Source organism: Curtobacterium sp. MCSS17_008, assembly GCF_003234185.1.
GTDB lineage: Bacteria > Actinomycetota > Actinomycetes > Actinomycetales > Microbacteriaceae > Curtobacterium.
Genome location: NZ_QKSM01000001.1, coordinates 340,974 through 362,638, shown reverse-complemented (window position 1 = coordinate 362,638; position 21,665 = coordinate 340,974). Strand labels below are relative to the sequence as shown.

The following is a 21,665-nucleotide window of genomic DNA, read 5'->3' as shown; positions in this document are numbered from 1 at the left end:
CCCGTCAGCGTAGCGGTGCACCTCCCGCACACGTCGTTGTGCACATCACCAACTGATTGGACGTCCTCTAGTGCTTGCCGTGCACGACCTCGAGATCCGTGTCGGGGCCCGCCTCCTGATGGAGCACGTGTCCTTCCGTGTCGAGAAGGGTGACAAGATCGGGCTCGTCGGGCGCAACGGCGCCGGCAAGACCACGATGACGAAGGCCCTCGCCGGCGAGGCGCAGCCGACCGACGGCAAGATCGAACGCTCCGGCGAGATCGGGTACCTGCCGCAGGACCCGCGTTCCGGGAACCCCGAGGACACGGCGCGGAAGCGCATCCTCGACGCCCGCGGTCTCGGTGAGCTCGTGGAGGGCATCCGCCAGGCGACGCTCGACATGGCGAGCGAGGACCCGGACACCGCCGAGAAGGCCATGCGCCGGTACAGCCGGCTCGACGACCAGTTCAACGCGCTCGGCGGGTACGCGGCCGAGGCCGAGGCGGCGTCGATCGCATCGAACCTCAAGCTGCCCGACCGCATCCTCGACCAGCCGCTCAAGACCCTGTCCGGCGGTCAGCGGCGTCGCATCGAGCTGGCACGCATCCTGTTCTCGGACGCCGAGACGATGATCCTCGACGAGCCGACGAACCACCTGGACGCCGACTCGATCATCTGGCTGCGTGAGCACCTCAAGACGTACGCGGGCGGTGTCATCGTCATTTCGCACGACGTCGAGCTCGTCGACGAGGTCGTCAACCGTGTCTTCTACCTGGACGCGAACCGCCAGACGATCGACGTCTACAACATGGGCTGGAAGCTGTACCAGCGGCAGCGCGCCGCCGACGAGGAGCGCCGCCGGAAGGAGCGCGCGAACGCCGAGAAGAAGGCCGCGACCCTCAAGGACCAGGCCGCCAGGTTCGGTGCGAAGGCGACGAAGGCGGCTGCGGCGCACCAGATGGTCGCCCGCGCCGAGAAGCTCCTGGCAGGGCTCGAGGACGAGCGGGCCGTGGACCGCGTCGCGAAGCTGCGCTTCCCGACGCCCGCCGCCTGCGGCCGCACCCCGCTCATGGCCGAGGGGCTGTCGAAGTCCTACGGCTCGCTCGAGATCTTCGCCGGCCTCGACCTGGCGATCGACCGCGGCTCGCGCGTCGTCATCCTCGGCTTCAACGGCGCCGGCAAGACGACGCTGCTCCGCATCCTCGCGGGCGCCGACCAGCCGGACACGGGTGAGATCCTGCCCGGGCACGGCCTGCGCATCGGCTACTACGCACAGGAGCACGAGAACATCGACGTGAACCGCACGGTGATCGAGAACATGGTCTCGGCGTCGCCGGACCTCACCGAGACCGAGGCCCGCCGTGTGCTCGGCTCGTTCCTCTTCACCGGTGACGACGGCTACAAGAAGGCCGGGGTGCTGTCCGGCGGCGAGAAGACCCGCCTGTCGCTCGCGATGATCGTCGTCTCGGGTGCGAACGTGCTGCTGCTCGACGAGCCGACGAACAACCTCGACCCCGCGTCGCGCGAGGAGATCCTCGGGGCGCTGGCTGGCTACGAGGGCGCGGTCGTCCTCGTGTCCCACGACGCGGGCGCGGTCGAGGCCCTCAACCCGGAGCGCGTCCTGCTGCTGCCCGACGGCACCGAGGACCACTGGAACAAGGACTACGCGGAGCTCATCGAGCTCGCGTAGCGGCCACCGACGGCCGGACGGGAGGCGCGGTACCGGGCGGCACCGCGCCTTCCGTCTTGTGAGTGGTAGCGAGCCGCCTGTCGGCGGCTCCTCGTCAGCGGTGCGCGCCCAGCAGCTCGTCCTCGACCTCGTCGTCGGACCGTGGCTTGGCGTCCTTCCGCCGCTGGCGATCGAGGGCCCGCTCGCGCTCCTCCGGGTCGTCCTGGTTGAGGTTCCGGTACTCCTGCACCATGACGTAGGCGAGGAACCCGAAGCCACCGACGGCGAACAGGAACCACTGGATGAAGTAGCTGAGGTGCAGGCCCGTGTCGGCCGACGGTCGCTCCCAGCCGAGCGGCCGCGACTCCGTCGACGCGGGCGACTCGGACGCGAGCTGTCCGTAGGCACCGGTCCAGATCGGCGCGCCCACCTTCCGGGCGACGTCCGCGAGGGTGACGGACTGCACCTGGTCGGTGTGCGACGGGTCGGTCCGACCGGGGATGCGCGGCTCGCTCTGCTGCAGTCGTGCGGTCACCGTCACCTCGCCGGTCGGCGGGGCTGGCACGTGGTCCGGGGCGTCCTGCCGGTTGCCCGTCGGCACCCAGCCGCGGTCGACGACGAAGGCGCGGCCGTCCGCGGTCACGAGCGGCGTGAGGACCTCGAACCCGGGCTGCCCGTTGTGCACACGGTTCCGGACGAGGAGCTGGTCGTCGACGTCGTACGTGCCCGTGACCTCGACCCGCAGCCACTGCTGGTCGTCGTCCCAGCTCGAGGCGCGGGGGAGCGCCTGGTCGAGGGGCACGGGGGTGTGGTCGTAGTTCCGGGCGATCTGCTCGTTCTGGCGCACTGCTCCGTTGCGGCGGTCCCACTGCCACATGCCGAACAGCGTGCAGATGATCGCGAAGGCGACGGCGATCGCGAAGTACCCGAGCCAGCGGCGGCTGCGGACGAAGCCCCAGCCCACGGAGCTCCCGCCCGCGCCGTGGGCCCGCGCGGGGTCGATCCCGTCCTGCTCGGCTCCGGTGGCCCGGTCGGAGCCAGGCAGGCGCTCGCGCTGGAGCTTCGCGGCGTGCTTCCGGCCGTAGCGGGCGCTCGGGTCGAACTCGTCCGTCATCGCCCGGTGCCGGTGGAGCGCACCCCGACGTCGTTCTTCGGCGCGTCCTCGCGCACGCGGACGTCGTCGAGGCGGTCGACGTCCTCCTGCATCCCCGTCACGCGGACGGGGAACGCACGGGAGCGCAGGTAGTCGGCGAGGAAGTCGCAGTGGTCCTCGCACGCCGCCCAGATCTTCACGCGGTCGATCGCGTGGATCCGCGGGTTCCGCCAGTTGATCCGCCACTCGGCGGTGTTCGTGCACCCGGCGCGGGAGCACACCGGCGTGGAGCCCGGTTCGGTGAAGAGGTCGAAGGTCGCCCCCATCAGCGCCGCGTCCTCGGCCTGGCCGACCACACGCGGGACCGGTCGCCGTTCCGCTGCCATTCCTCCTGCGCGTGCTGGGCCGCTTCGCGCAGACGGTCCTGCTCGGCACGGTAGGCCTCGGCACGGGCGTCCTCCTGCTGCTCACGCAGGCGCGGGTCGACGGCGTCGTACAGCTCGATGGCCCCGGCGGGCGAGACGATGTCGCTCTCGGCGCGGCTGCCGGCGTTCGCCAGGATGACCGCGACCCACGGGATGACCGCGGCGAGGACGATCGGGATGACCGCCAGCCACGTGTGCCACGTCGTCCACACGAGCACGGCCCCGACGAAGCAGACCACGCGCACGGCCATCTGCCAGACGTACTTGGACAGGCGGTGCGCCCGGTCCAGCTCGGGGGAGTCCGGCAGGGACGTGATGCTCTGCGTGGAACCCGAGTGGGTGTGCGTCGCGTGGAACCGGCGCTGCGTCGACTTCATACGGTGTTCTTTCCTTCGCCCGACCACAAGCCTAAGCCCGCACCACCGACAGTCTGCCAGCCGCGCGGGGGACAGCTGCGCGGAACGGCTCCGGTACGCTCGGTCGGGCGTGTCCGGCCGGCACCGGACGTCGACACGCAGCGTCACCACCACTCGAACGGAGCGACCATGACCACCCCCCGTACCGTCCTCATCACCGGCGGCAACCGCGGCATCGGCCACGCCCTCGCAGCGCGCTTCGTCGCCGCCGGGCACCGCGTCGCCGTGACGTCCCGCAGCGGCCAGGGCGGCCCCGAGGGAGCGCTCACCGTCGCCGCCGACATCACCGACTCCGCCTCGGTCGACGCCGCGTTCACGCAGGTCGAGGCCGAGCTCGGTCCGGTCGAGGTCCTCGTCGCGAACGCCGGCATCACGAACGACCAGCTCCTGCTCCGCATGTCGGAGGAGGACTTCACGAGCGTGATCGACACCAACCTCACCGGCACGTTCCGCGTGGTCAAGCGCGCCACGAAGGGCATGATGAAGGCCAAGTTCGGCCGGATCGTCCTCATGTCGAGCGTCGTCGGCGCCTACGGTCAGGTCGGCCAGGTCAACTACGCCTCGTCGAAGGCCGCACTGGTCGGCATGGCCCGGTCGATCACCCGGGAGCTCGGGTCGCGCGGCATCACCGCGAACGTCGTGGCCCCCGGGTTCATCCAGACCGACATGACGGCCGCGCTCCCCGAGGAGCTGCAGGCCGAGTTCAAGAAGCAGATCCCCGCCGCCCGGTACGGCACGGTGGACGACGTGGCCGACGCCACGCTCTTCCTCGCCGGTGACGGCGCTGGCTACGTGTCCGGCGCGGTGATCCCGGTCGACGGCGGCCTCGGGATGGGCCACTAGGCACGACCAACCGCGCGGACGAGGCTCGGCCGGACGGACGCCTCGAGCCTCGCCGCCGTGCGGGAAGGAACGCCGTTCGGCGAGGAGTGCCGTTCGGGGAGCGTCGTACGGGGGTGTCAGCCCCGCAGGCCGAGCGCGGCGAGCACCGGCGAGAGGTCCCGGTCGACGACCGCCACGTCCGCCTGCTCGCGCACGCGGGGCTTGGCGTCGAACGCCACCGCGAGGGCGGCGACGCGCATCATCTCGAGGTCGTTCGCCCCGTCGCCGACCGCCACCGTACGCGAGAGGAGCACGTCGTCCTCCGCGGCCCAGGCACGCAGCGTCGCGGCCTTCGCGTGCGCGTCGACGACGTCGCCAAGCACCCGGCCGGTGAGCACACCGTCGACGACGTCGAGCCGGTTCGCCCGGCAGTGGTCGAGCCCGAGGCGCTCCGCGAACGGGTCGAGCACCTCGTGGAACCCGCCGGACACCACGCCGACCGTGCCACCGGCGGCGTGCACGGTGCGCACGAGCTCCTCGGCGCCCCGCGTGACGCGGACCGCCTCCTGCGCGCGGGTGACGACGTCGACCCGGAGGCCCGCCAGCGTCGCGACCCGCTCCCGGAGGCTCTCCGTGAAGTCGATCTCGCCGCGCATCGCACGCTCCGTCACCGCCTGCACCTGCGGCCGGGTCCCGGCGTGGTCGGCGAGCAGCTCGATGACCTCGTCCTCGAGCAGCGTGGAATCGGCATCGAGGACGACGAGGAAGCGTGGCACGGCACCAACGCTACCGACAGCAGGAGGCGCGGCGACGTCGCGTGACGTCAGCCGCGCCTCCAGGGCGCCGTCCTCGGGGCGCTACGCCTCGACGCGCACGCCCTTGCCCACGACCGTGATGCCGGACTCGGTGACGGTGAAGCCGCGGGCCTCGTCCGTCTCGCGGTCGACGCCCACACGCGCCCCGGGCGCGATCACCACGTCCTTGTCCAGGATCGCGCGGTTCACGACCGCACCCGCACCGATCGAGGCCCGCTCGAAGACGATCGAGTCGAGCACCTTCGCCCCGGAGTCGATGCCGCACCACGGACCGATCACGCTGCGCTCGACCTGCGCGCCGGAGAGCAGACAGCCGAGGGCGACGATCGAGTCGACGGTCGAGCCCGTGTCGCCATTGGCGTCGCGCACGAACTTCGCCGGGGGCAGGTTCGTCTGCTGGTTGAAGATCGGCCAGTCCTGGTTGTACAGGTTGAAGACGGGGACGGGCGCGATGAGGTCCATGTGCGCGTCGAAGAACGAGTCGATCGTCCCCACGTCACGCCAGTAGTAGCGGTCGCGCTCGTTCGACCCGGGGACGTCGTTGCGCTGCAGGTCGTACACGCCGGCGTCACCGCGGGACACGAAGTCCGGCACGATGTCCCCGCCCATGTCGTGCTTGCTCGTCTCGATCTGGCCGTCGCGGAGCACGGCGTCGACCAGCGCGTCGGCGTCGAACACGTAGTTGCCCATCGAGGCGAGGATCTCGTCGGGGGAGTCCGCCAGGCCGACGGCGTCCTTCGGCTTCTCGAGGAACGCGTCGATCTTGGTCGGGTCGTCCTGGTCGACCTGGATGACGCCGAACTGGTCGGCGAGCCCGATGGGCTGGCGGATCGCCGCGACCGTGGCACTGCGGCCGGAGGCGATGTGGGCCTCGATCATCTGGTGGAAGTCCATGCGGTAGACGTGGTCGGCACCGACCACGACCACGATGTCCGGGCGCTCGTCGCGGAGCAGGTTGAGCGACTGCAGGATGGCGTCCGCGGAACCGGCGAACCACCGCTTGCCGAGCCGCTGCTGTGCGGGCACCGACGCGACGTAGGAGCCGAGGAGCCCCTCCATGCGCCAGGTCTCGGCCACGTGGCGGTCGAGGCTGTGCGACTTGTACTGGGTCAGGACGACGATCTTCTGCAACCCGGAGTTGACCAGGTTCGAGAGCGCGAAGTCGATGAGGCGGAAGTTCCCGCCGAACGGGACAGCGGGCTTCGCGCGGTCGGCCGTGAGCGGCATGAGCCGCTTGCCCTCGCCTCCGGCGAGGACGATGCCGAATACCTTCTTTGGTGCCATGGGGTTCACAGTAGGCGTCCGGACTGCGAACCCGTTACGTTGAGTCCGTGCGAGTCGATCTACTGACCAGGGAGTATCCGCCGGAGGTCTACGGCGGAGCGGGTGTCCACGTGGCCGAGCTCACGGCTGCGCTGCGGTCGGGGACGGACACGGACGTGCGCGTGCGGGCCTTCGGGGCCTACCGCGACGAGCAGGACGTGTGGGCGTACCGCACGCCCGAGGGACTCGAGGACGCCAACGGCGCACTCCAGGCGCTCGGCACCGACGTCCGCATCGCCGCCGACGTCGAGGGCGCCGACCTGGTCCACTCGCACACCTGGTACGCGAACGCCGCCGGACGCATCGCGCAGTTGACCCACGGGATCCCGCACGTGGTCACCGCGCACAGCCTCGAGCCGTTGCGTCCCTGGAAGGCCGAGCAGCTCGGCGGCGGCTACCGCCTGTCGAGCTGGATGGAGCGCGAGGCGTTCGAACAGGCCGACGGCGTCATCGCGGTGTCGAAGGCGATGCGGGCGGACATCCTCCGGTCGTACCCGACCATCGACCCCGCGAAGGTCCACGTCGTCTACAACGGGATCGACATCGACGAGTGGAAGCCCACCGTCGACGAGGACGCCGTGCGTGCCCTCGGCATCGACCCGTCGCGCCGGTCGGTGGTGTTCGTCGGCCGCATCACCCGTCAGAAGGGCCTGCCCTACCTGCTCCGCGCGGTGGCGTCCCTGCCGGAGGACGTGCAGATCGTCCTCTGCGCCGGTGCGCCGGACACGCCGGAGATCATGGCCGAGGTCACCGGCCTCGTCGACTCCCTGCGCTCGACGCGTCAGGGCGTGGTCTGGATCGACCGGATGCTCTCCCACCAGGAGATCGTCAACGTGCTGTCCTCCGGCACCGTGTTCGTCTGCCCGTCGATCTACGAACCGCTCGGCATCGTGAACCTCGAGGCCATGGCGTGCGGCATCCCGGTCGTCGGGACCCGCACCGGTGGGATCCCCGAGGTCGTCGCCGACGGTCTGACCGGACGCATCGTCCCGATCGACCAGGCGCAGGACGGCACCGGTACGCCGAACGACCCGGACCGGTTCGTCGCGGACCTGGCCGCGGGGCTCGAGGAGGTCCTGGCGGACGAGGGGCTCGCGAAGCTCATGGGCCGGGCCGGGCGGATGCGCGTCGAGAGCGAGTTCACCTGGGACGCGATCGCCCGCCGGACACGGCAGGTCTACGACGAGGTGCTCGCCCGGAAGCCGTAGGCTGGGGCCATGCCCTCGGTCGTGCGCTTGTCAGACGTCTCCGTGGTCCGCAACGGGGCCACCATCCTCGACGGGATCTCGTGGGAGGTGCAGGACGACGAACGCTGGGTGGTGCTCGGTGCCAACGGCGCCGGCAAGACCACGCTGCTGCAGGTGGCCGGCGCCCAGACGTTCCCGACCTCGGGCGACGTCGAGGTGCTCGGGACCGAGCTCGGCGGAGCCGACCTGTTCGACCTCCGCCCGCGCATCGGCTTCGCCTCGACCGCCCTCGCCCGCCGCATCCCGGTGACCGAGAAGGTCGTCGACGTCGTGCTCACCGCCGCGTACTCCGTCACGGGCCGCTGGAACGAGGAGTACGAGGAACTCGACGTCCGCCGCGCCCAGCGTGTGCTCGACGAGTGGGGCCTCGGCGACTTCACCGAGCGGACCTTCGGTGAGCTCAGCGACGGCGAGCAGAAGCGCGTCCAGATCGCCCGTGCGGTGATGACCGACCCGGAGGTCCTGTTCCTGGACGAGCCGGCGGCGTCGCTCGACCTCGGCGCGCGCGAGAGCCTGGTCCGGACGCTCGGCGGCTACGCGCAGAGCGCCGACTCGCCGGCGATCGTCATCGTCACCCACCACGTCGAGGAGATCCCCGAGGGCTTCACGCACGCCCTGGTGCTCGCCGACGGCAGGGTCCAGGCCGCCGGCCCCATCGACGACGTCCTGACCGCGGAGACGCTGACGACGGCCTTCGGCGTCGAACTGACCGTGTCGAAGGACGCCGGTCGGTACACGGCACGCGCCGCCTGACGCTCCCGGTACGGGTCGTCGTCTGGTAACGTGGACGGCTGGCGCACGCCGCAGTCTTCCCGCGCGGTGCTCCCCGATCGGGTCCGCTCGAACCGGGGCAGCCCGGTCCGGGCATCCGTGCAACTCCCACCATCTCCAACCGAGGAATCTCCATGAAGACCGACACCCACCCCGAGTACAACGCCATCGTCTTCCGCGACCTGGCCTCCGGTGAGACGTTCCTGACGCGTTCGACCGCGACCAGCGACAAGACCATCGAGCTCGACGGTGCGACCTACCCGGTCATCGACGTCGAGATCTCGTCCGCGTCGCACCCGTTCTACACGGGCAAGCAGCGCATCCTCGACTCGGCCGGTCGCGTCGAGAAGTTCAACCAGCGCTTCAAGGGCTTCAGCAAGTAAGTCCGCGTCCGCGCGCACGACGGGCGGTCCTCCTGCGGGAGGGCCGCCCGTTCGGCGTTCCTGGGGCTGCGGACGAGCGCATACGTGCCCGGGGCCGCGGCCCGCGGCCCTGGCCCCGGCCGGCGCTCAAAAACACCGGTGTCTTGCCGGAACACGGTTCTGCGGCTGTTCGGAGCGTGAACACCGGTGTGTTGCGAGCGAGACAGCGGGGGAGACCGCCGGGGAGACAGCGTCGGGCGGGGGGAGCACCCGTCGGGCGCGGCGGGAGGGCCGCGGACGTCCGCCTCAGCCGTTGCGGTGCGGCCAGCGACCGTCTGCGGTGAAGGACGGGTCCCGCTTCTTGCGCATGTAGTCCTGGAACGACGACGCCTGCTCGGCGCACCAGCCGACCTGCTTGCGGTGCAGTTCCTCGGCGGAGACACCGAGCTCCTCCGGGTACCTCGCCGCGATGGCCTGCGCGACACGCCCGGCCGCGATGGCGTCTGCACCGGCGTCGTGCGCGTCGGACAGGGTGACGCCGTAGAGCTCGGACGCCGCCTCGAGCGTGCGCTTGCCCTTCCGGTAGGTGTCGAGCGCCTTGTCGATGACGAGCGGGTCGACCACGTTGCCGATGACCGGGGAGGCGATGCCGTGCCGCCGGGCCTCGCGGTCGAGGACGGTGAGGTCGTACGGGGCGTTGTAGATGACGAGCGGGATGCCACGCGCGAACACGGCCTCGACCGCCGCGACGATCTCCGCGACGACCTCACCCGCGGGTCGGCCCTCGGCCTGGGCGCGTTCGGTGGTGTAGCCGTGGACGGCAGCGGCACCCTCGGGGATCGCGACCCCCGGATCGGCGACCCAGGCGCCCTCGACGATGGAGCGCCCCGTCATGTCGATGAGCCCGACGTGGGCGGTGACGATCCGGGCGGTCTCGACGTCGACGCCGGTCGTCTCGAGGTCGAACACGCCGAGGGCGTGCCACCACGGACGACCGCTGAGGTCCTGCGCCGCGGCGGCCGGTGCTGGTGTGTCGAGCGCTGCTGCGGAGTACGTCACGGCACGAGGCTAACGGGACGCACCGACACGCTCCACGCGACCCGCCCGCCGGAGCCGAGCCGCGCCTCCCGGCCGTGACGACGACGCGGCCACCGGCTGGAGCCGGTGACCGCGCAGGGAACCGTGCCCGCGGCCGCGGTCCTAGACGCCGACCGGCGCCCCCACGTGCAGCCAGAAGAACGACTGCGTGCCCATGGTGAGCGTGACGTTCCCGTCCTCGTCGAACGACGGGAACGAGCCGCCCCCGAACAGGTCGTACAGCGGGCGCCCCGCGAACTCCGGCGCCGAGATCGTGACCGACGTCGGGTTCGTGGCGAACGAGAACACGCACAGGACGTCCTCGGCGGAGGGGCCGAACTGCTGCCCGGAGCCTTCCCACGACCGCACGAACGCGAGCACCGAGTCGTTCGACGTGTCCTGCACGTGCAGGCTGCCCATGCCGAAGACGGGGTGTGCCTTGCGGACGTGGATGACGTTGCGCACCCAGTGCAGCAGGGACCGGGACTGCGCGAGCTGCGCCTCGACGTTGACCTGCGCGTAGTTGTACACGAGGGACTGCACGACCGGCAGGTACAGCTTCCCGGGGTCCGCGGTCGAGAAGCCCGCGTTGCGGTCCGGGGTCCACTGCATCGGCGTGCGCGAGGAGTCGCGGTCGGGCAGCCAGATGTTGTCACCCATCCCGATCTCGTCGCCGTAGTAGAGGAACGGCGACCCGGGGAGCGAGAACAGCAGCGCGTGGATGAGCTCGAGTTCGGCGCGCGAGTTGTCGAGCAGCGGGGCGAGGCGGCGACGGATGCCGATGTTCGACCGCATGCGCGGGTCGTACCCGTACCAGCCGTACATGGCCTGTCGGTACTCCTCGCTCACCATCTCGAGCGTCAGCTCGTCGTGGTTGCGGAGGAACACGCCCCAGGCGGCCTTCTCGGGCACGTCGAGGGTCTCGGACAGGATCGCCTTGAGCTCGGCCGCGTGCTGCGCGCGGAGCGAGTAGAAGATGCGCGGCATCACCGGGAAGTCGAACGCCATGTGGCACTCGGGCTCCTCGTCGGTGCCGAAGAACGCGGCGGTCTCACGCGGCCACTGGTTCGCCTCGGCGAGCAGGACGCGCCCGGGGTACTCGTCGTCGACCATCGCCCGGAGCTTCTTGATGAACTCGTGCGTCTCGGGCTCGCCCTCGCCGTTGCCCTCCTCGGACTCGAACAGGTACGGGATCGCGTCGAGCCGGAGCCCGTCGACGCCCATGTCGAGCCAGTGCCGGACGACGTCGTACACGGCCTCGACGACGGCGGGGTTCTCGAAGTTCAGGTCGGGCTGGTGCGAGAAGAACCGGTGGAAGAAGAACTGGCGACGGACGGGGTCGAACGTCCAGTTCGACTCCTCGGTGTCGACGAAGATGATGCGGATGTTCTCGTAGTGCTCGTCGGTGTCGCGCCACACGTAGAAGTCGCCGTAGGGACCGTCCGGGTCCTCGCGCGACTGCTGGAACCACTCGTGCTGGTCCGAGGTGTGGTTGATCACCATGTCGATGACGATGCGCATGTTCCGCTCGTGCGACTTCGTCACGAGTTCGCGGAAGTCGTCGAGGGTGCCGAACTCGGGCAGGATCGCCTTGTAGTCGGAGATGTCGTACCCACCGTCGCGCATCGGCGACTGGAAGAACGGCGGCAGCCAGATGGCGTCGACGCCGAGCCACTGCAGGTAGTCGAGCTTGCCGATGACACCCTGGATGTCCCCGATGCCGTCGCCGTTCGAGTCCACGAACGAGCGGATCATGCACTCGTAGAAGACCGAACGCTTGTACCACTGCGGGTCCAGGGTGAGTCCGGGCAGCTGGATCGGGGCCGTGAACGTCAAGCGTGCTCCTCGTCGTCGGCGGGCCGGCGGCGTGGCCCGACCCAGCACACAGTAGGCGCGTGCTCCTGCTGCTGTCCGCGGGTTGCGGTCACGACCGCGTGTCGCGACCGCGTTCCACGAGCCGGACGGGAGGAACGCCCTCCTCCACGGCGCACCTCCCGCACGTCGTCCTCCACAGCGTGGGCGCGGGGCGCCGGCCCGACGCGCGGCTTCGTAGACTGGCCGCGATGCAACCGCCCGTGATCTCCCCGTACCAGTCGCTCGTCGCCGCGACCCCGGTCGTGCACCGCGCCGTGGCGGTCGACGGCCGCACCACCCACTACTGGGAGTACGGTCCCGACGACGCCGCCGAGACCGTCCTGGCGGTGCACGGGTTCCGCGGCGACCACCACGGGCTCGAGACCATCGCCGCGCACCTCCGGGGCGTCCGGGTGATCGTGCCCGACCTGCCCGGGTTCGGGATCTCCGACCCGCTGCCCGTGTCCGACATCGACGGGTACGTCGCTTGGTTGACGGGTCTCCACCGGGTGCTGGGCCTCGATCGCGACACCGTGGTGCTCGGGCACTCGTTCGGCTCCATCGTCACCGCCGCCGCCGTCGCCGCGGGGCTCGCGACGCGGCTCCTCGTGCTCGTGAACCCGATCGCCGCCCCGGCGCTGCAGGGCCCGCGCGCCCTGGCCACCGGGTTCGCGATCGGCTACTACCGCGCGGGTGCGGTGCTGCCACGCGCGCTCGGGCTCGGTCTGCTCCGCAACGCCGCGATCGTGCGGGCGATGAGCGTGGCGATGCTCAAGTCGCACGATCGCGAACTGCGTCGGTGGGTGCACGACCAGCACGACCGGTACTTCTCGGCCTTCGCGGACCGTACCAGTGTGCTCGAGGCGTTCCGCACGTCGGTGACACACGACGTGTCGGAGTACGCGGACCGCATCGACGCTCCCGTGCTCCTGGTCGCGGCCGAACACGACGACATCACCGCCGTGCCCGAGCAGCGTGCCCTGGCCGCACGGCTCCGCGACGCCGAGCTCGTGATCGTGCCGGGCGTGGGGCACCTCGTGCACTACGAGACGCCCGGTGCCGCGGCGGACGCCGTGCTGCGGCGGATGGCGGACACCACGGCGAAGCGCAGCACCAGACGGACGGGGACGAAGCGTGCCTCCCGGAAGGGCTCGAGCTCGGAGTCGGGTGCGAGTGCGGGGGAGTCGGCCTCGTGACACGGCTCCGGATCGGGATCGACTGCCGCTACGTCCGCGTCGGGCGCCACGACGGCATCAGCCGCTTCACGGCCGGCATCGTCGCGCACCTGCCCGACCGGCACGACCACGTCCTGCTGGTCCACGACGAACGCCAGCTCGACTCGTTGCCCGACGGCATCCCCTGGGAACGTGTCCCGGCGCCGACCGAGGCGGGCGAGCCGCTCGTCGCACGGGTGGTGAACCGCCTCGGGCTCGACGCGGTGTTCTCGCCCATGCAGACCATGGGGTCGCGTGGCCGTCGCTACGCACTCGTGCTCACCCTGCACGACCTCATCTACTACCGGAACCGGACGCCCCCGCGGGAGTTCTCGTGGCCCATCCGGCTCGGGTGGCGACTGTTCCACCTGAGCTGGGTGCCGCAGCGCCTCCTGTTGAACGGGGCCGACGGGGTCGTCACGGTGTCCGAGACGACCGCGGGTCTCATCGAGCGGCACCGCCTGACGAAGCGACCGGTCACCGTCGCCCACAACGCTTCCGACCCGGCCGAGCCCCGCGACCCGGGCGCCGGCCGCGACCGGACGCTCGTCTACATGGGCTCGTTCATGCCGTACAAGAACGTCGAGACCCTCGCTGCTGCGATGCCGCTGCTCGGAGCCGACTGGACGCTGCACTGCATGTCCCGCGTGTCCGACGCCGACCGCGCGCGGCTCGAGCGGCTCGCGCCGGCGGGCTCGATCGTCTTCCACGACGGCGCCCCGGACGACGAGTACCTCGCGGTCCTCCGGTCGGCGACCGCCCTCGTGACGGCATCGCGGGACGAGGGCTTCGGCATCCCGCTGGTCGAGGCCATGGGAGTCGGTACGCCCGTGGCGGTCAGTGACATCCCGATCTTCCGCGAGATCGGCGGCACCGCGGCCGAGTACTTCGACCCCGCCTCGCCGTCCGCGGTCGCCGCGGCCGTGCGGCGGCTCGAGTGCCGGTGGGACGACGCGTCGCGGGCATCGCTCGAGCGTGCTGCCCGGTTCCGGTGGGAGGACTCGGCGGAACAGGTGGTGCGCGCGGTCGAGCGGGCGGTGGAGGACCGCCAGCGGCGCTGAACGGGGCGCTGTTCCCCGTCAGGACGGCTTGCGGGAGCTGAGCTCGGCCCCGGGGAAGACCGCGTGCGTCTCCCGCTCGGCCACCGCCGTGATCGCCGCGAGTGCGACGCCCGTCCCGACCGTGGTGAACTCGACCCGTTGCGCGTCCGGTTCGTCGGAGGGGACACCCTCGCCCCAGTCGCACCGGACGCCGACCACGCCCCCGATGGCCGCGACCGCCCGGGCCACGTCGAGCCGCTTCGTCGTCGCGTCGGCGTCGCTCGTGACGCCGACGACCAGGGGCCCGAAGCGCACCTCGGCCACGACGACGACGCCGTTCCCGTCCGCGTCCCCCGCTGCCGCGCTCAGCGCCCGGACCGCGTCGACCTGCTGACCGTGGGAGAGGTCGGGCGACGCGTCCACCACGGCCGCGACCTCGTACGCCGCCAGTGAGCTCCGCGTCGTCTCCTCGTCATGCACCGCCCGGACACCGGGCACGTCACCCGCGGCGGTCCGGAAGCGGTCCAGGGCTGCCTGGGGTTGGGGGAAGACCGAGCCCACCCCGGTCTGGATGCTCCCCACGATCGTCGACAACACCACGGCGATGACGACGCCGACGGCCGCGAACGACAGCGTGATGACGGTCCCACGACGGACCCGCTGCCCAGTCGACGGTGTCGTGACCGAGGCCGTGTCGGGGCCGAAGGCGCGGTCGAGGTCGTCGCGCACCGGGGTGCGGTCCGGTCCGTCGTCCGGTCCCTGGATCGTCATGGCCCCTCCTCGCGCGCGGATGCGAGTGCCGCCGACCCGCGTTCGGGCCGTCCGTGGACCGGAGCCTAGTCGGCGTCGGCGCGGGGGTGTCCGGCAGCCCGGGTCACGGTCGGGTCTCGTTCTCGCCGGGTTCGGTCGGACGTCGTGCTCGCGTTCGCGTTCGCGCTCGCGTTCGTGCGCGCGTCGATGGAGCAGAAGACGTCGGGTCGCGCGCTCGGCCCTCAGCCCCGGCGCTCGAGTGGGTTCTGCTCGGCGAACGACTCGTCGCCCGTCTGCTCCGAGACCTCGTCCAGCGGATCGTCGAACCGCACGAGCTCCGCACGGAAGCGCTCCTGGTCCCAGCGGAAGGAGTGGACGGACCCGTTCCGGATCGGCGTCGTGTACCGGTCGGCCGTACCGGGAGCGGCGGCGTTCACGACACTCCTGATGACCGCGCCGTGGGTGGCGACGACGACCGACCCGGCGTCGTACCGCACGGCGATCTCGGCGAGGGTCTCGGTCGCGCGCGCGAGCAGCGCCGCGCGCGACTCCCGGCCGGGCACGTCGTCGTGTGGGTAGCGCCGTGCGACCTCGGTGTCGGTCAGGCCCTCGGCCTCGCCGTACGAACGCTCGGCCAGGCCGGCGTAGGTGTCCGGCTCGGCCAGCCCGAGGTGCCGGGCGATGATCGCCCCGGTCTCGAAGGCGCGGGCCAGCGGCGAGGCGACGACCGCGTCGAACCGCCGGCGCCCGAGCAGCAGGGCCGTGGCGGCAGCCTGCGAGCGGCCGGTGTCGTTGAGGGGGATGTCGGTCGAGCCCTGGATGCGGCGCTGCGCGTTCCAGTCGGTCTCGCCGTGCCGGACCAGAGTGAGGAGCGTCGTCACCCGTCGATCATCGCAGACGGCTCGGTCGTGGTCGGCAGGAGCCGCGCTGCCAGGGCCTCGAGCGTCTCGGTGGTGCCGGCGTCGAGCTTCGCGACCGCGCGACGATCGCTCCGCGTCGCACCGCGGTTGACGATCACGACGGGGTGCTTGCGCCTGGTGGCGTGGTCGACCAGCCGGACGCCGGAGTTCACGGTCAGCGAGGAGCCCACGACGAGCAGTGCGTCGGCGTCGGCCACGATCGACACCGCCTCGCGGAACTTCTCCGCCGGCACGAACTCGCCGAAGAACACCACGTCGGGCTTCAGGACGCCCCCGCAGACCGAGCAGTCCGGCACGCGGAAGCGCTCGACGTCGCTGATCTCGACATCGCCGTCCGGCTGCAGCTGCACGGTGCCGGGTTCGTCGATCCACGGGTTCTCGCGGTCGAGCACGGCGGCGAGGTCGGCGCGGGAGAACACCTGGCCGCACGTCAGGCACACGGCGCGGTCCATCGAGCCGTGGATCTCCACCACCCGCCGGGACCCGGCGCGCAGGTGCAGGCCGTCGACGTTCTGGGTGACGACCCCGCTGAGCACGCCGGCACGCTCGAGCTCGGCGAGCGCACGGTGCCCGGCGTTCGGTCGGGCCGCGGCGAAGGTCCGCCAGCCGAGGTGCGAGCCCGCCCAGTACCGCTGCCGCTTCGCGGGGTCGGAGCGGAACTCCTGGAAGGTCATGGGCTTCCGCACGACGCGGCCCTCGCCGCGGTAGTCGGGGATGCCGGAGTCGGTGCTCAGGCCGGCGCCGGAGAGCACGGCGATGCGCTTGCCCGCCAGGAGCTCGACGACGCGGTCGAGCTCGTCCTGCATCGGGTCGGTCAGCACGTCGTCCACGGTACCCTCAACAGCCGAACGCCCAGCCGCCTTCCCACGAAACGAGCCCCGTGCACCCCGTCCGCATCGACGCCCTCGACGACCCCCGCCTCGACGACTTCGCACGGCTCACCGACGTGGCGCTCCGCCGGGTGACCGAGCCCGAGGGCGGTCTGTACATCGCCGAGTCGAACACCGTCATCGAGCGGGCGGTCCGGGCCGGACACGTCCCGCGCAGCGTCATCGTGCAGGAGAAGTGGCTCGACAGCGTCCTGCCGCTCGTCGCCGAGCACGACGGACCGGTGTTCGTCGGCCCGGACGCGTTGCTCGAGCAGCTGACCGGCTTCAAGATGCACCGGGGCGCCCTCGCCGCGATGCACCGCCCCGTGCTGCCCACGGTCGCCGAGGTGGTGCGTGACGCGAAGGTCGTGGTCGTGCTCGAGGACGTCGTCGACCACACCAACGTCGGCGCGGTGTTCCGCAGCGTCGCCGGGCTCGGCGCGGACGCGGTGCTCGTCAGTCCGCGGTGCGCCGACCCGCTCTACCGGCGGAGCGTCCGGGTGAGCATGGGCACCGTGCTGCAGGTGCCGTGGACCCGCATCGGGGAGTGGCCGGCCGCGGGCGAGGAGCTCCGCGCGCAGGGCTTCCACCTCGCGGCGATGGCGCTCACGGACCGGTCGGTGGACCTCGACGCGTTCGTCGCCGACGTCCCCGGGAAGGTCGCACTGGTGATGGGCACCGAGGGGCAGGGCCTGACCGACGCCGCGATCGCCTCCGCCGACACGACCGTGCGCATCCCGATGTCGCACGGCGTGGACTCGCTCAACGTCGCCGCGGCGAGCGCCGTGGGGCTCTGGGCCGTCACGCGCGCACAGCACGCCGCCGGGTCCGCACCGCGCTGACGCCCGCGGCATCGGGTCGCGACGCCCGTCCCGCACCGGGCCGGCTCATGCCGCACCGGCCGGGAGGCCCACCCCCACCCCGTCGGGCATCCACCGCTCGGCGACGGTCACCAGGGCGCGGTCCGTCCCGGCCCCGCCGGTCAGGCACAGCCCGACGGGCGCGCCGTCGACCGTCAGGGCCGGCACGCTGAGGGACGGCACGCCGCCCACGCTCGCCAGCGCGGTCATGGCGGTGGTCGCGGTGCGGACGCGCTCGAGCTCGGCCGTGTCGGCGGCCAGGGCCGGTGCCGGTCCCGGTGCGGTCGGGGCGACGAGCACCCGCGCCGCCAGCGCCGTCCGGACGGCGCTCCGGACGCCGTCGAAGCGGGCCCAGGCGTCCGCGACCAGGGCAGGCGGGTTCGCTGCGGCGGCGGCGAACCGGTCGCCGACGACCGTGCCGAGCGCTCCCGGGTGGGCGGCGATCCACGCCCCGTGCACGGCGGTCGCCTCGGCACCCTGCACGAGCCGGAGGAGCTCACGGAGGTCGTCGAGCGCCGGGAGCCCGAGGTCGGCGAGCGTGACGACGTCCAGGTCGTGGACGACCGCGCGGAAGACCTCCTGCGTCGGCGGATCGGCCGCCTCCAGCAGCTCGGCGAGCACGACGGGCGTCCCGGCGTCCGCGCGGAGGACGCCGGGACCGGCACCGTCGGGGACGGACGCATCGAGCGCCCGGAGCAACGTCTCGGCGTCGCGCGTCGTCCACCCGACCGTGTCGAACGACGGTGCGAGCGGGAGCAGCCCGGCGCGGTCCACGAGTCCGTGGGTGGTCCGGAGTCCCCAGAGGCCCTGGTACGAGGCGGGGATCCGCAGCGATCCCGCGGTGTCGGTCCCGAGGCCCACGTCCGCCCCGCCGGTCCGGACGGCCGATGCGGACCCGCTGGACGAGCCTCCCGGCAGTGCCGACGGGACCACGCCGTTCGGTGGCGTGCCGTGGTGCTCGTTGCGGCCGGTCAGGGCGTAGGCGAACTCGTCGGTCCGCGCGATGCCACGGACCGACGCGCCCGCGGCGAGGAGCGCCCTGACGGCCGCGGCCGACGCGTCCGCGGGCTGCGACTCCCGCAGGAAGGTCGGGTTGCCGGCTCCGACCCGGTGCCCGGCGACGGCGTAGAGGTCCTTCACGGCGACCGTCGTGCCGTCGAGCGGGCCACTGCCCGTCGGTGGGACGAGTGGATCGCCGACCACGCGCCAGACGGTGGTGTCGAGCGGGCGTGGGCGACCGGTGACGTGGGCGGCCTCGATGCGCCAGACACCGACCTCGCGCCGCCAGAGCTGCGTCTGCAGACCGGACCCGCCGGCGTCGAAGGTCGAGACGGAGACGACCAGCGCCAGGTCGTCGGCCAGCGTGCGGACCTCGACCCGGGTCAGCCGGCGCGGGGCCACCCCGCCCCGGGCACCGCGGAACGCGCTGATCGCGTCGTGGCCGACCAGCAGGCCGCGGTCGTCGCCGCGCAGCGTGCCGGGGGAGCGGACGAAGGCGTCGTCGAGGGCGGCCAGGTCGTCGGTGGCGAGGGCTCGCTCGTACGCGTCGAGCGCGGCGAGCAGGCCGTCCGGCGCGGGGCGCAACGCGTCCGTGCCCGGGTGCTCACCCGGGGTCCCGGCACTCACCGGACGTCCGCGAAGTCGGCCTTGCGGATGCGGGCGTGCGCGCCGGTCACCAGGTCGACGACCTGGGACACGTCGAAGTCGGTGGCCGCGCTGAGGTAGGCGTACGCCAGGTGCGGCTCCATGCCGTAGCGCGCGCCGAGGATCGCGATGGCGTGTCGGACGCAGGCACGCACGGCCTCGTCGAGGTCCGGGTCCAGACCGGTCGGCACGAGGTACTCGTGCGTCTCGACGAGCGGCCAGGCGAGCTCGCCGAAGCGCTGCGCTGCCTCGGCGGCCGGGGTCAGGTCGAAGCGGACCGTCGCGCGGAGGGACGCCTCCATCGCGGTGAGCGCGACCTCGCCGTCGCCCTGGGCGAAGTGCGGGTCCCCGACGTAGGCGAGCGCGCCGGGCACGAGCACCGGCAGGTGGAGCTGCGCCCCGGCCTGCAGCAGGTTGACGTCGAGGTTCCCGCCGTGCCGTCCCGGCGGCACGGAGTGGAGCCGTCCGCCGGGTGTCGCCACGCCCATGATGCCGAGGAACGGCGCGAGCGGGAACCGCACGTACCGGTCACCGCCCTCGGTGAGCGGGATCCGCCCGCGGGGGCCGTCGTCGTCGGACACCACGTCGGCGAAGACGCTCACGGTCCTGCCGTCGACCGGGTACTCGCCGTGCAGGGCACCGCGGCCGTGGCGGTTCGACACGACGCCGTACGGCACACGGGGGAGCGTCTCGAGGACGGTCATCGTGAGCACGTCCCCGGGCTCGGCGCCCTCCACGCCGATCGGCCCGGTGACGACGTGCGGCCCGTCGTGCTCCCGGTGGCGACGTCCGGCCCGGGCGACGGCGACGGCGTCGGCGAGGACGTGCTCGGGCGGGACGCCGTGCCGGCCGAAGAACGCCACGGGGTCGCTCCCCTGGTCGGGCAGGAGCCCCTCGTGGCTGACGGTGTCGATCGTCAGGTCCTCGCCGGGCGCCAGGGTGACGACGGGTCGGTCGCCGCCGCTCGGGAGCCGTCCCCAGAGCACCTGGTCGGCCTCGGCGGGCAGGTACCGCGACGAACGGACGGGGCCGGTGCCCGGCTGGAGCACGGTCGTCGGGACGGTCGGGGGCGCTGCGGTGTCCGGGACGGTTCCGTGGTGCATGTCCAGCACGCTAGGGGGCGGTGGCCGCCCGCCACGGCCCGGAGCGCGATGTTTTACGTGTTCGTCACACGGCAGCGGCGCCGAGCAGCAGGGTCCCGCGCCGGGCCGCACCGCCTCCCGGTGGTCCGTCGGCACCGGCCGGTACGCTCGGGTGCCGTGCCACGTGTCGTCCGCAGCCCCCGCTCCGCAGTCCGGAGGCCGGTCACGATCGGCGTCGTCGGTGTGCTCGTGCTCGCCGTCGGGTACCTCGTCGCCGCCGCCGTCGTCCCGTTCGCCCCGGCGAGCGCCACCACGACCACGTACGCGGCGCCGACCTCGACCGTGCCGGAGCTGCGCTTCCCCGACTACGGCGCGACGGCCGTGCAGGCCACCGGCTTCCCGGAGAGCCTGCGCACGAGCGGGGACGACCAGGCGCGCTCGATCGCCAGCATCACCAAGGTCGTGACGGCCCTCGTCGTGCTCGACGCGAAGCCGCTCGACCGCGGCGAGTCCGGTCCGAGGATCCGGTTCGACGCCGAGATGCGAGCGCTCTACGCGCAGTACCTGGCGCAGAACGGCGAAGTCGCGCCGATGCCCGAGGGTCTTCGATTGTCCGAGCACCAGACCATGCAGGTCATGCTCATGGAGTCCGCGAACAACTACGCGGGCGCCCTGGCGCTCTGGGCCTTCGGGTCGATGCAGGGCTACGAGCGGGCGGCGTCCGCCTGGCTGGACGAGCACGGGCTCGACGACACGACGATCCACGAACCGACCGGGCTCGACCCCGACAACCGGTCGACCGCGACCGACCTCGTGCGGCTCGGGCAGCTCGCGCTCGCCGATCCGGTCGTGCAGGAGATCGTCGGCACCGAGCGGGTCACCGTCCCCGGCGCCGGCGCCATCGAGAACTCGAACAAGCTCCTCGGGCTCGACGGGATCGAGGGCATCAAGACCGGCACCCTGGACGAGGCCGGCGCCTGCCTGCTCTTCGCCGCCACGTACGAGCGGGGCGGCCGGCAGGTCACCGTCGTCGGGGTGATGCTCGGCGGGGTCGACCACCCGTCCCTCGACGTCGACGTCCGGCGGTTGCTGCGGTCGGTGGCCGACAACTTCCAGGTGATCACCCTGGCCCACGCCGGTCAGACGTTCGGCACCTTCTCGACCCCGTGGCGCGACGAGGCGGATGCCGTCGCCGCGGAGGCGTCCGAGGTCCTGGTCTGGGGCGAGACCGAGGTCACGGCGAAGACCCGACTCGATCGGATCACCTTCGGTGACCGCGGCGAGCGCGTCGGCTCCGTCCGCTTCTCGGTCGAGGACCACGATCCGGTGACGGTCCCGCTGGTCCTCGGACACTCCATCGAGGACCCGGGCGTCTGGTGGCGGTGGACGAACCCGTTCCAGGGCGTCGAGGTGGACGCCGCGTAGGCTCGCCA

At 72.2% G+C, this 21,665-nt stretch carries 21 protein-coding genes; 9 read left to right on the top strand and 12 right to left on the bottom strand.

The features are described from left to right. Positions 1-70: 70 nt before the first annotated feature. Positions 71-1,669: an ABC-F family ATP-binding cassette domain-containing protein gene (locus tag DEJ23_RS01695; protein WP_111238522.1), complete on the top strand. Its 1,599-nt coding sequence runs from the start codon at positions 71-73 to the stop codon at positions 1,667-1,669. A 94-nt stretch (positions 1,670-1,763) separates the two neighbouring features. On the opposite strand, the gene DEJ23_RS01690 is transcribed toward DEJ23_RS01695, so the two are convergent. From DEJ23_RS01690 to DEJ23_RS01680, 3 genes are read right to left on the bottom strand one after another with little or no spacing between them, the layout of a single operon-like run. Continuing rightward, positions 1,764-2,762, bottom strand: coding sequence for an SURF1 family protein (locus tag DEJ23_RS01690; RefSeq protein ID WP_111238521.1), 999 nt, complete (start codon positions 2,760-2,762; stop codon positions 1,764-1,766). After that, positions 2,759-3,067, bottom strand: a complete 309-nt coding sequence (locus tag DEJ23_RS01685; RefSeq protein WP_375342253.1) for a hypothetical protein — start codon at positions 3,065-3,067, stop codon at positions 2,759-2,761. The genes DEJ23_RS01690 and DEJ23_RS01685 overlap by 4 nt, the downstream gene beginning before the upstream one ends. Continuing rightward, on the bottom strand, positions 3,067-3,543 hold the full coding sequence (locus DEJ23_RS01680; RefSeq protein ID WP_111238520.1) for a DUF3099 domain-containing protein: 477 nt from the start codon (positions 3,541-3,543) through the stop codon (positions 3,067-3,069). The genes DEJ23_RS01685 and DEJ23_RS01680 overlap by 1 nt, the downstream gene beginning before the upstream one ends. A 168-nt stretch (positions 3,544-3,711) precedes the next feature. Here DEJ23_RS01680 and fabG point away from each other — a divergent pair, with 168 nt between their 5' ends. After that, complete coding sequence (gene fabG, locus DEJ23_RS01675) at positions 3,712-4,425, top strand: 3-oxoacyl-ACP reductase FabG (RefSeq protein WP_111238519.1); 714 nt, start codon at positions 3,712-3,714, stop codon at positions 4,423-4,425. A gap of 116 nt (positions 4,426-4,541) precedes the next feature. On the opposite strand, the gene serB is transcribed toward fabG, so the two are convergent. Beyond that, entirely contained in the window at positions 4,542-5,180 is a 639-nt protein-coding gene (gene serB / locus DEJ23_RS01670; RefSeq protein WP_111238518.1) for a phosphoserine phosphatase SerB, read from the bottom strand. An 81-nt stretch (positions 5,181-5,261) separates the two neighbouring features. Beyond that, positions 5,262-6,503, bottom strand: a complete 1,242-nt coding sequence (gene glgC / locus DEJ23_RS01665; RefSeq protein ID WP_111238517.1) for a glucose-1-phosphate adenylyltransferase — start codon at positions 6,501-6,503, stop codon at positions 5,262-5,264. 47 nt (positions 6,504-6,550) lie between these two features. Here glgC and glgA point away from each other — a divergent pair, with 47 nt between their 5' ends. The 3 genes from glgA (at position 6,551) to DEJ23_RS01650 (ending at position 8,943) form a co-directional block, all read left to right on the top strand. Then, positions 6,551-7,750, top strand: a complete 1,200-nt coding sequence (glgA, locus tag DEJ23_RS01660; RefSeq protein ID WP_111238516.1) for a glycogen synthase — start codon at positions 6,551-6,553, stop codon at positions 7,748-7,750. Positions 7,751-7,759: 9 nt separating this feature from the next. After that, complete coding sequence (locus DEJ23_RS01655; RefSeq protein ID WP_111238515.1) at positions 7,760-8,542, top strand: ABC transporter ATP-binding protein; 783 nt, start codon at positions 7,760-7,762, stop codon at positions 8,540-8,542. A gap of 152 nt (positions 8,543-8,694) precedes the next feature. Beyond that, positions 8,695-8,943 carry a type B 50S ribosomal protein L31 gene (locus tag DEJ23_RS01650; protein WP_022905175.1) on the top strand — a complete coding sequence of 83 codons (249 nt, stop codon included), beginning with the start codon at positions 8,695-8,697 and terminating at the stop codon, positions 8,941-8,943. 285 nt (positions 8,944-9,228) lie between these two features. Here DEJ23_RS01650 and DEJ23_RS01645 read toward each other — a convergent pair whose 3' ends face one another. Beyond that, positions 9,229-9,981 carry an exonuclease domain-containing protein gene (locus tag DEJ23_RS01645; protein WP_111238514.1) on the bottom strand — a complete coding sequence of 251 codons (753 nt, stop codon included), beginning with the start codon at positions 9,979-9,981 and terminating at the stop codon, positions 9,229-9,231. A gap of 141 nt (positions 9,982-10,122) precedes the next feature. Beyond that, on the bottom strand, positions 10,123-11,835 hold the full coding sequence (treS, locus tag DEJ23_RS01640; protein WP_111238513.1) for a maltose alpha-D-glucosyltransferase: 1,713 nt from the start codon (positions 11,833-11,835) through the stop codon (positions 10,123-10,125). A 227-nt stretch (positions 11,836-12,062) separates the two neighbouring features. Between treS and DEJ23_RS01635 the strand changes: the two genes are divergently transcribed. Further along, positions 12,063-13,049, top strand: a complete 987-nt coding sequence (locus tag DEJ23_RS01635; RefSeq protein ID WP_111238512.1) for an alpha/beta fold hydrolase — start codon at positions 12,063-12,065, stop codon at positions 13,047-13,049. Next, complete coding sequence (locus DEJ23_RS01630; RefSeq protein ID WP_111238511.1) at positions 13,046-14,128, top strand: glycosyltransferase family 1 protein; 1,083 nt, start codon at positions 13,046-13,048, stop codon at positions 14,126-14,128. The genes DEJ23_RS01635 and DEJ23_RS01630 overlap by 4 nt, the downstream gene beginning before the upstream one ends. Before the next feature lie 18 nt (positions 14,129-14,146). On the opposite strand, the gene DEJ23_RS01625 is transcribed toward DEJ23_RS01630, so the two are convergent. The 3 genes from DEJ23_RS01625 to DEJ23_RS01615 form a co-directional block, all read right to left on the bottom strand. Continuing rightward, the gene (locus DEJ23_RS01625) at positions 14,147-14,878 is read right to left on the bottom strand and encodes a hypothetical protein (RefSeq protein ID WP_111238510.1); all 732 of its coding nucleotides are present in this window, start codon (positions 14,876-14,878) and stop codon (positions 14,147-14,149) included. Between the two features lie 221 nt (positions 14,879-15,099). Beyond that, positions 15,100-15,738 (bottom strand): histidine phosphatase family protein, encoded by a 639-nt coding sequence (locus DEJ23_RS01620; protein ID WP_111238509.1) that lies wholly within the window; start codon positions 15,736-15,738, stop codon positions 15,100-15,102. After that, positions 15,735-16,583, bottom strand: coding sequence for a Sir2 family NAD-dependent protein deacetylase (locus tag DEJ23_RS01615; protein WP_111238729.1), 849 nt, complete (start codon positions 16,581-16,583; stop codon positions 15,735-15,737). The genes DEJ23_RS01620 and DEJ23_RS01615 overlap by 4 nt, the downstream gene beginning before the upstream one ends. A gap of 74 nt (positions 16,584-16,657) precedes the next feature. On the opposite strand from DEJ23_RS01615, the gene DEJ23_RS01610 reads away from it, so the two are divergent. Beyond that, positions 16,658-17,488 carry an RNA methyltransferase gene (locus DEJ23_RS01610; RefSeq protein ID WP_111238508.1) on the top strand — a complete coding sequence of 277 codons (831 nt, stop codon included), beginning with the start codon at positions 16,658-16,660 and terminating at the stop codon, positions 17,486-17,488. A gap of 45 nt (positions 17,489-17,533) precedes the next feature. Here the strand turns inward: DEJ23_RS01610 and DEJ23_RS01605 are convergent, their stop codons facing one another. Beyond that, positions 17,534-19,132 carry an AtzH-like domain-containing protein gene (locus DEJ23_RS01605; protein ID WP_111238507.1) on the bottom strand — a complete coding sequence of 533 codons (1,599 nt, stop codon included), beginning with the start codon at positions 19,130-19,132 and terminating at the stop codon, positions 17,534-17,536. After that, complete coding sequence (locus tag DEJ23_RS01600; protein WP_111238506.1) at positions 19,129-20,253, bottom strand: acetamidase/formamidase family protein; 1,125 nt, start codon at positions 20,251-20,253, stop codon at positions 19,129-19,131. The genes DEJ23_RS01605 and DEJ23_RS01600 overlap by 4 nt, the downstream gene beginning before the upstream one ends. Before the next feature lie 156 nt (positions 20,254-20,409). Between DEJ23_RS01600 and DEJ23_RS01595 the strand changes: the two genes are divergently transcribed. Then, positions 20,410-21,657, top strand: coding sequence for a D-alanyl-D-alanine carboxypeptidase family protein (locus DEJ23_RS01595; protein ID WP_146240166.1), 1,248 nt, complete (start codon positions 20,410-20,412; stop codon positions 21,655-21,657). The last annotated feature ends 8 nt before the right edge of the window (positions 21,658-21,665 follow it).

What these genes read in the sequence shown, in the direction of transcription:
- DEJ23_RS01680 (WP_111238520.1), bottom strand. Translation starts at nt 3,543, where the DNA reads ATGAAGTCGACGCAGCGCCGGTTCCACGCGACGCACACCCACTCGGGT.
- DEJ23_RS01625 (WP_111238510.1), bottom strand. Translation starts at nt 14,878, where the DNA reads ATGACGATCCAGGGACCGGACGACGGACCGGACCGCACCCCGGTGCGC.
- DEJ23_RS01655 (WP_111238515.1), top strand. Translation starts at nt 7,760, where the DNA reads ATGCCCTCGGTCGTGCGCTTGTCAGACGTCTCCGTGGTCCGCAACGGG.
- DEJ23_RS01615 (WP_111238729.1), bottom strand. Translation starts at nt 16,583, where the DNA reads ATGCAGGACGAGCTCGACCGCGTCGTCGAGCTCCTGGCGGGCAAGCGC.
- glgC (WP_111238517.1), bottom strand. Translation starts at nt 6,503, where the DNA reads ATGGCACCAAAGAAGGTATTCGGCATCGTCCTCGCCGGAGGCGAGGGC.
- DEJ23_RS01690 (WP_111238521.1), bottom strand. Translation starts at nt 2,762, where the DNA reads ATGACGGACGAGTTCGACCCGAGCGCCCGCTACGGCCGGAAGCACGCC.
- DEJ23_RS01600 (WP_111238506.1), bottom strand. Translation starts at nt 20,253, where the DNA reads ATGCACCACGGAACCGTCCCGGACACCGCAGCGCCCCCGACCGTCCCG.
- fabG (WP_111238519.1), top strand. Translation starts at nt 3,712, where the DNA reads ATGACCACCCCCCGTACCGTCCTCATCACCGGCGGCAACCGCGGCATC.
- DEJ23_RS01650 (WP_022905175.1), top strand. Translation starts at nt 8,695, where the DNA reads ATGAAGACCGACACCCACCCCGAGTACAACGCCATCGTCTTCCGCGAC.
- DEJ23_RS01635 (WP_111238512.1), top strand. Translation starts at nt 12,063, where the DNA reads ATGCAACCGCCCGTGATCTCCCCGTACCAGTCGCTCGTCGCCGCGACC.
- DEJ23_RS01685 (WP_375342253.1), bottom strand. Translation starts at nt 3,067, where the DNA reads ATGGGGGCGACCTTCGACCTCTTCACCGAACCGGGCTCCACGCCGGTG.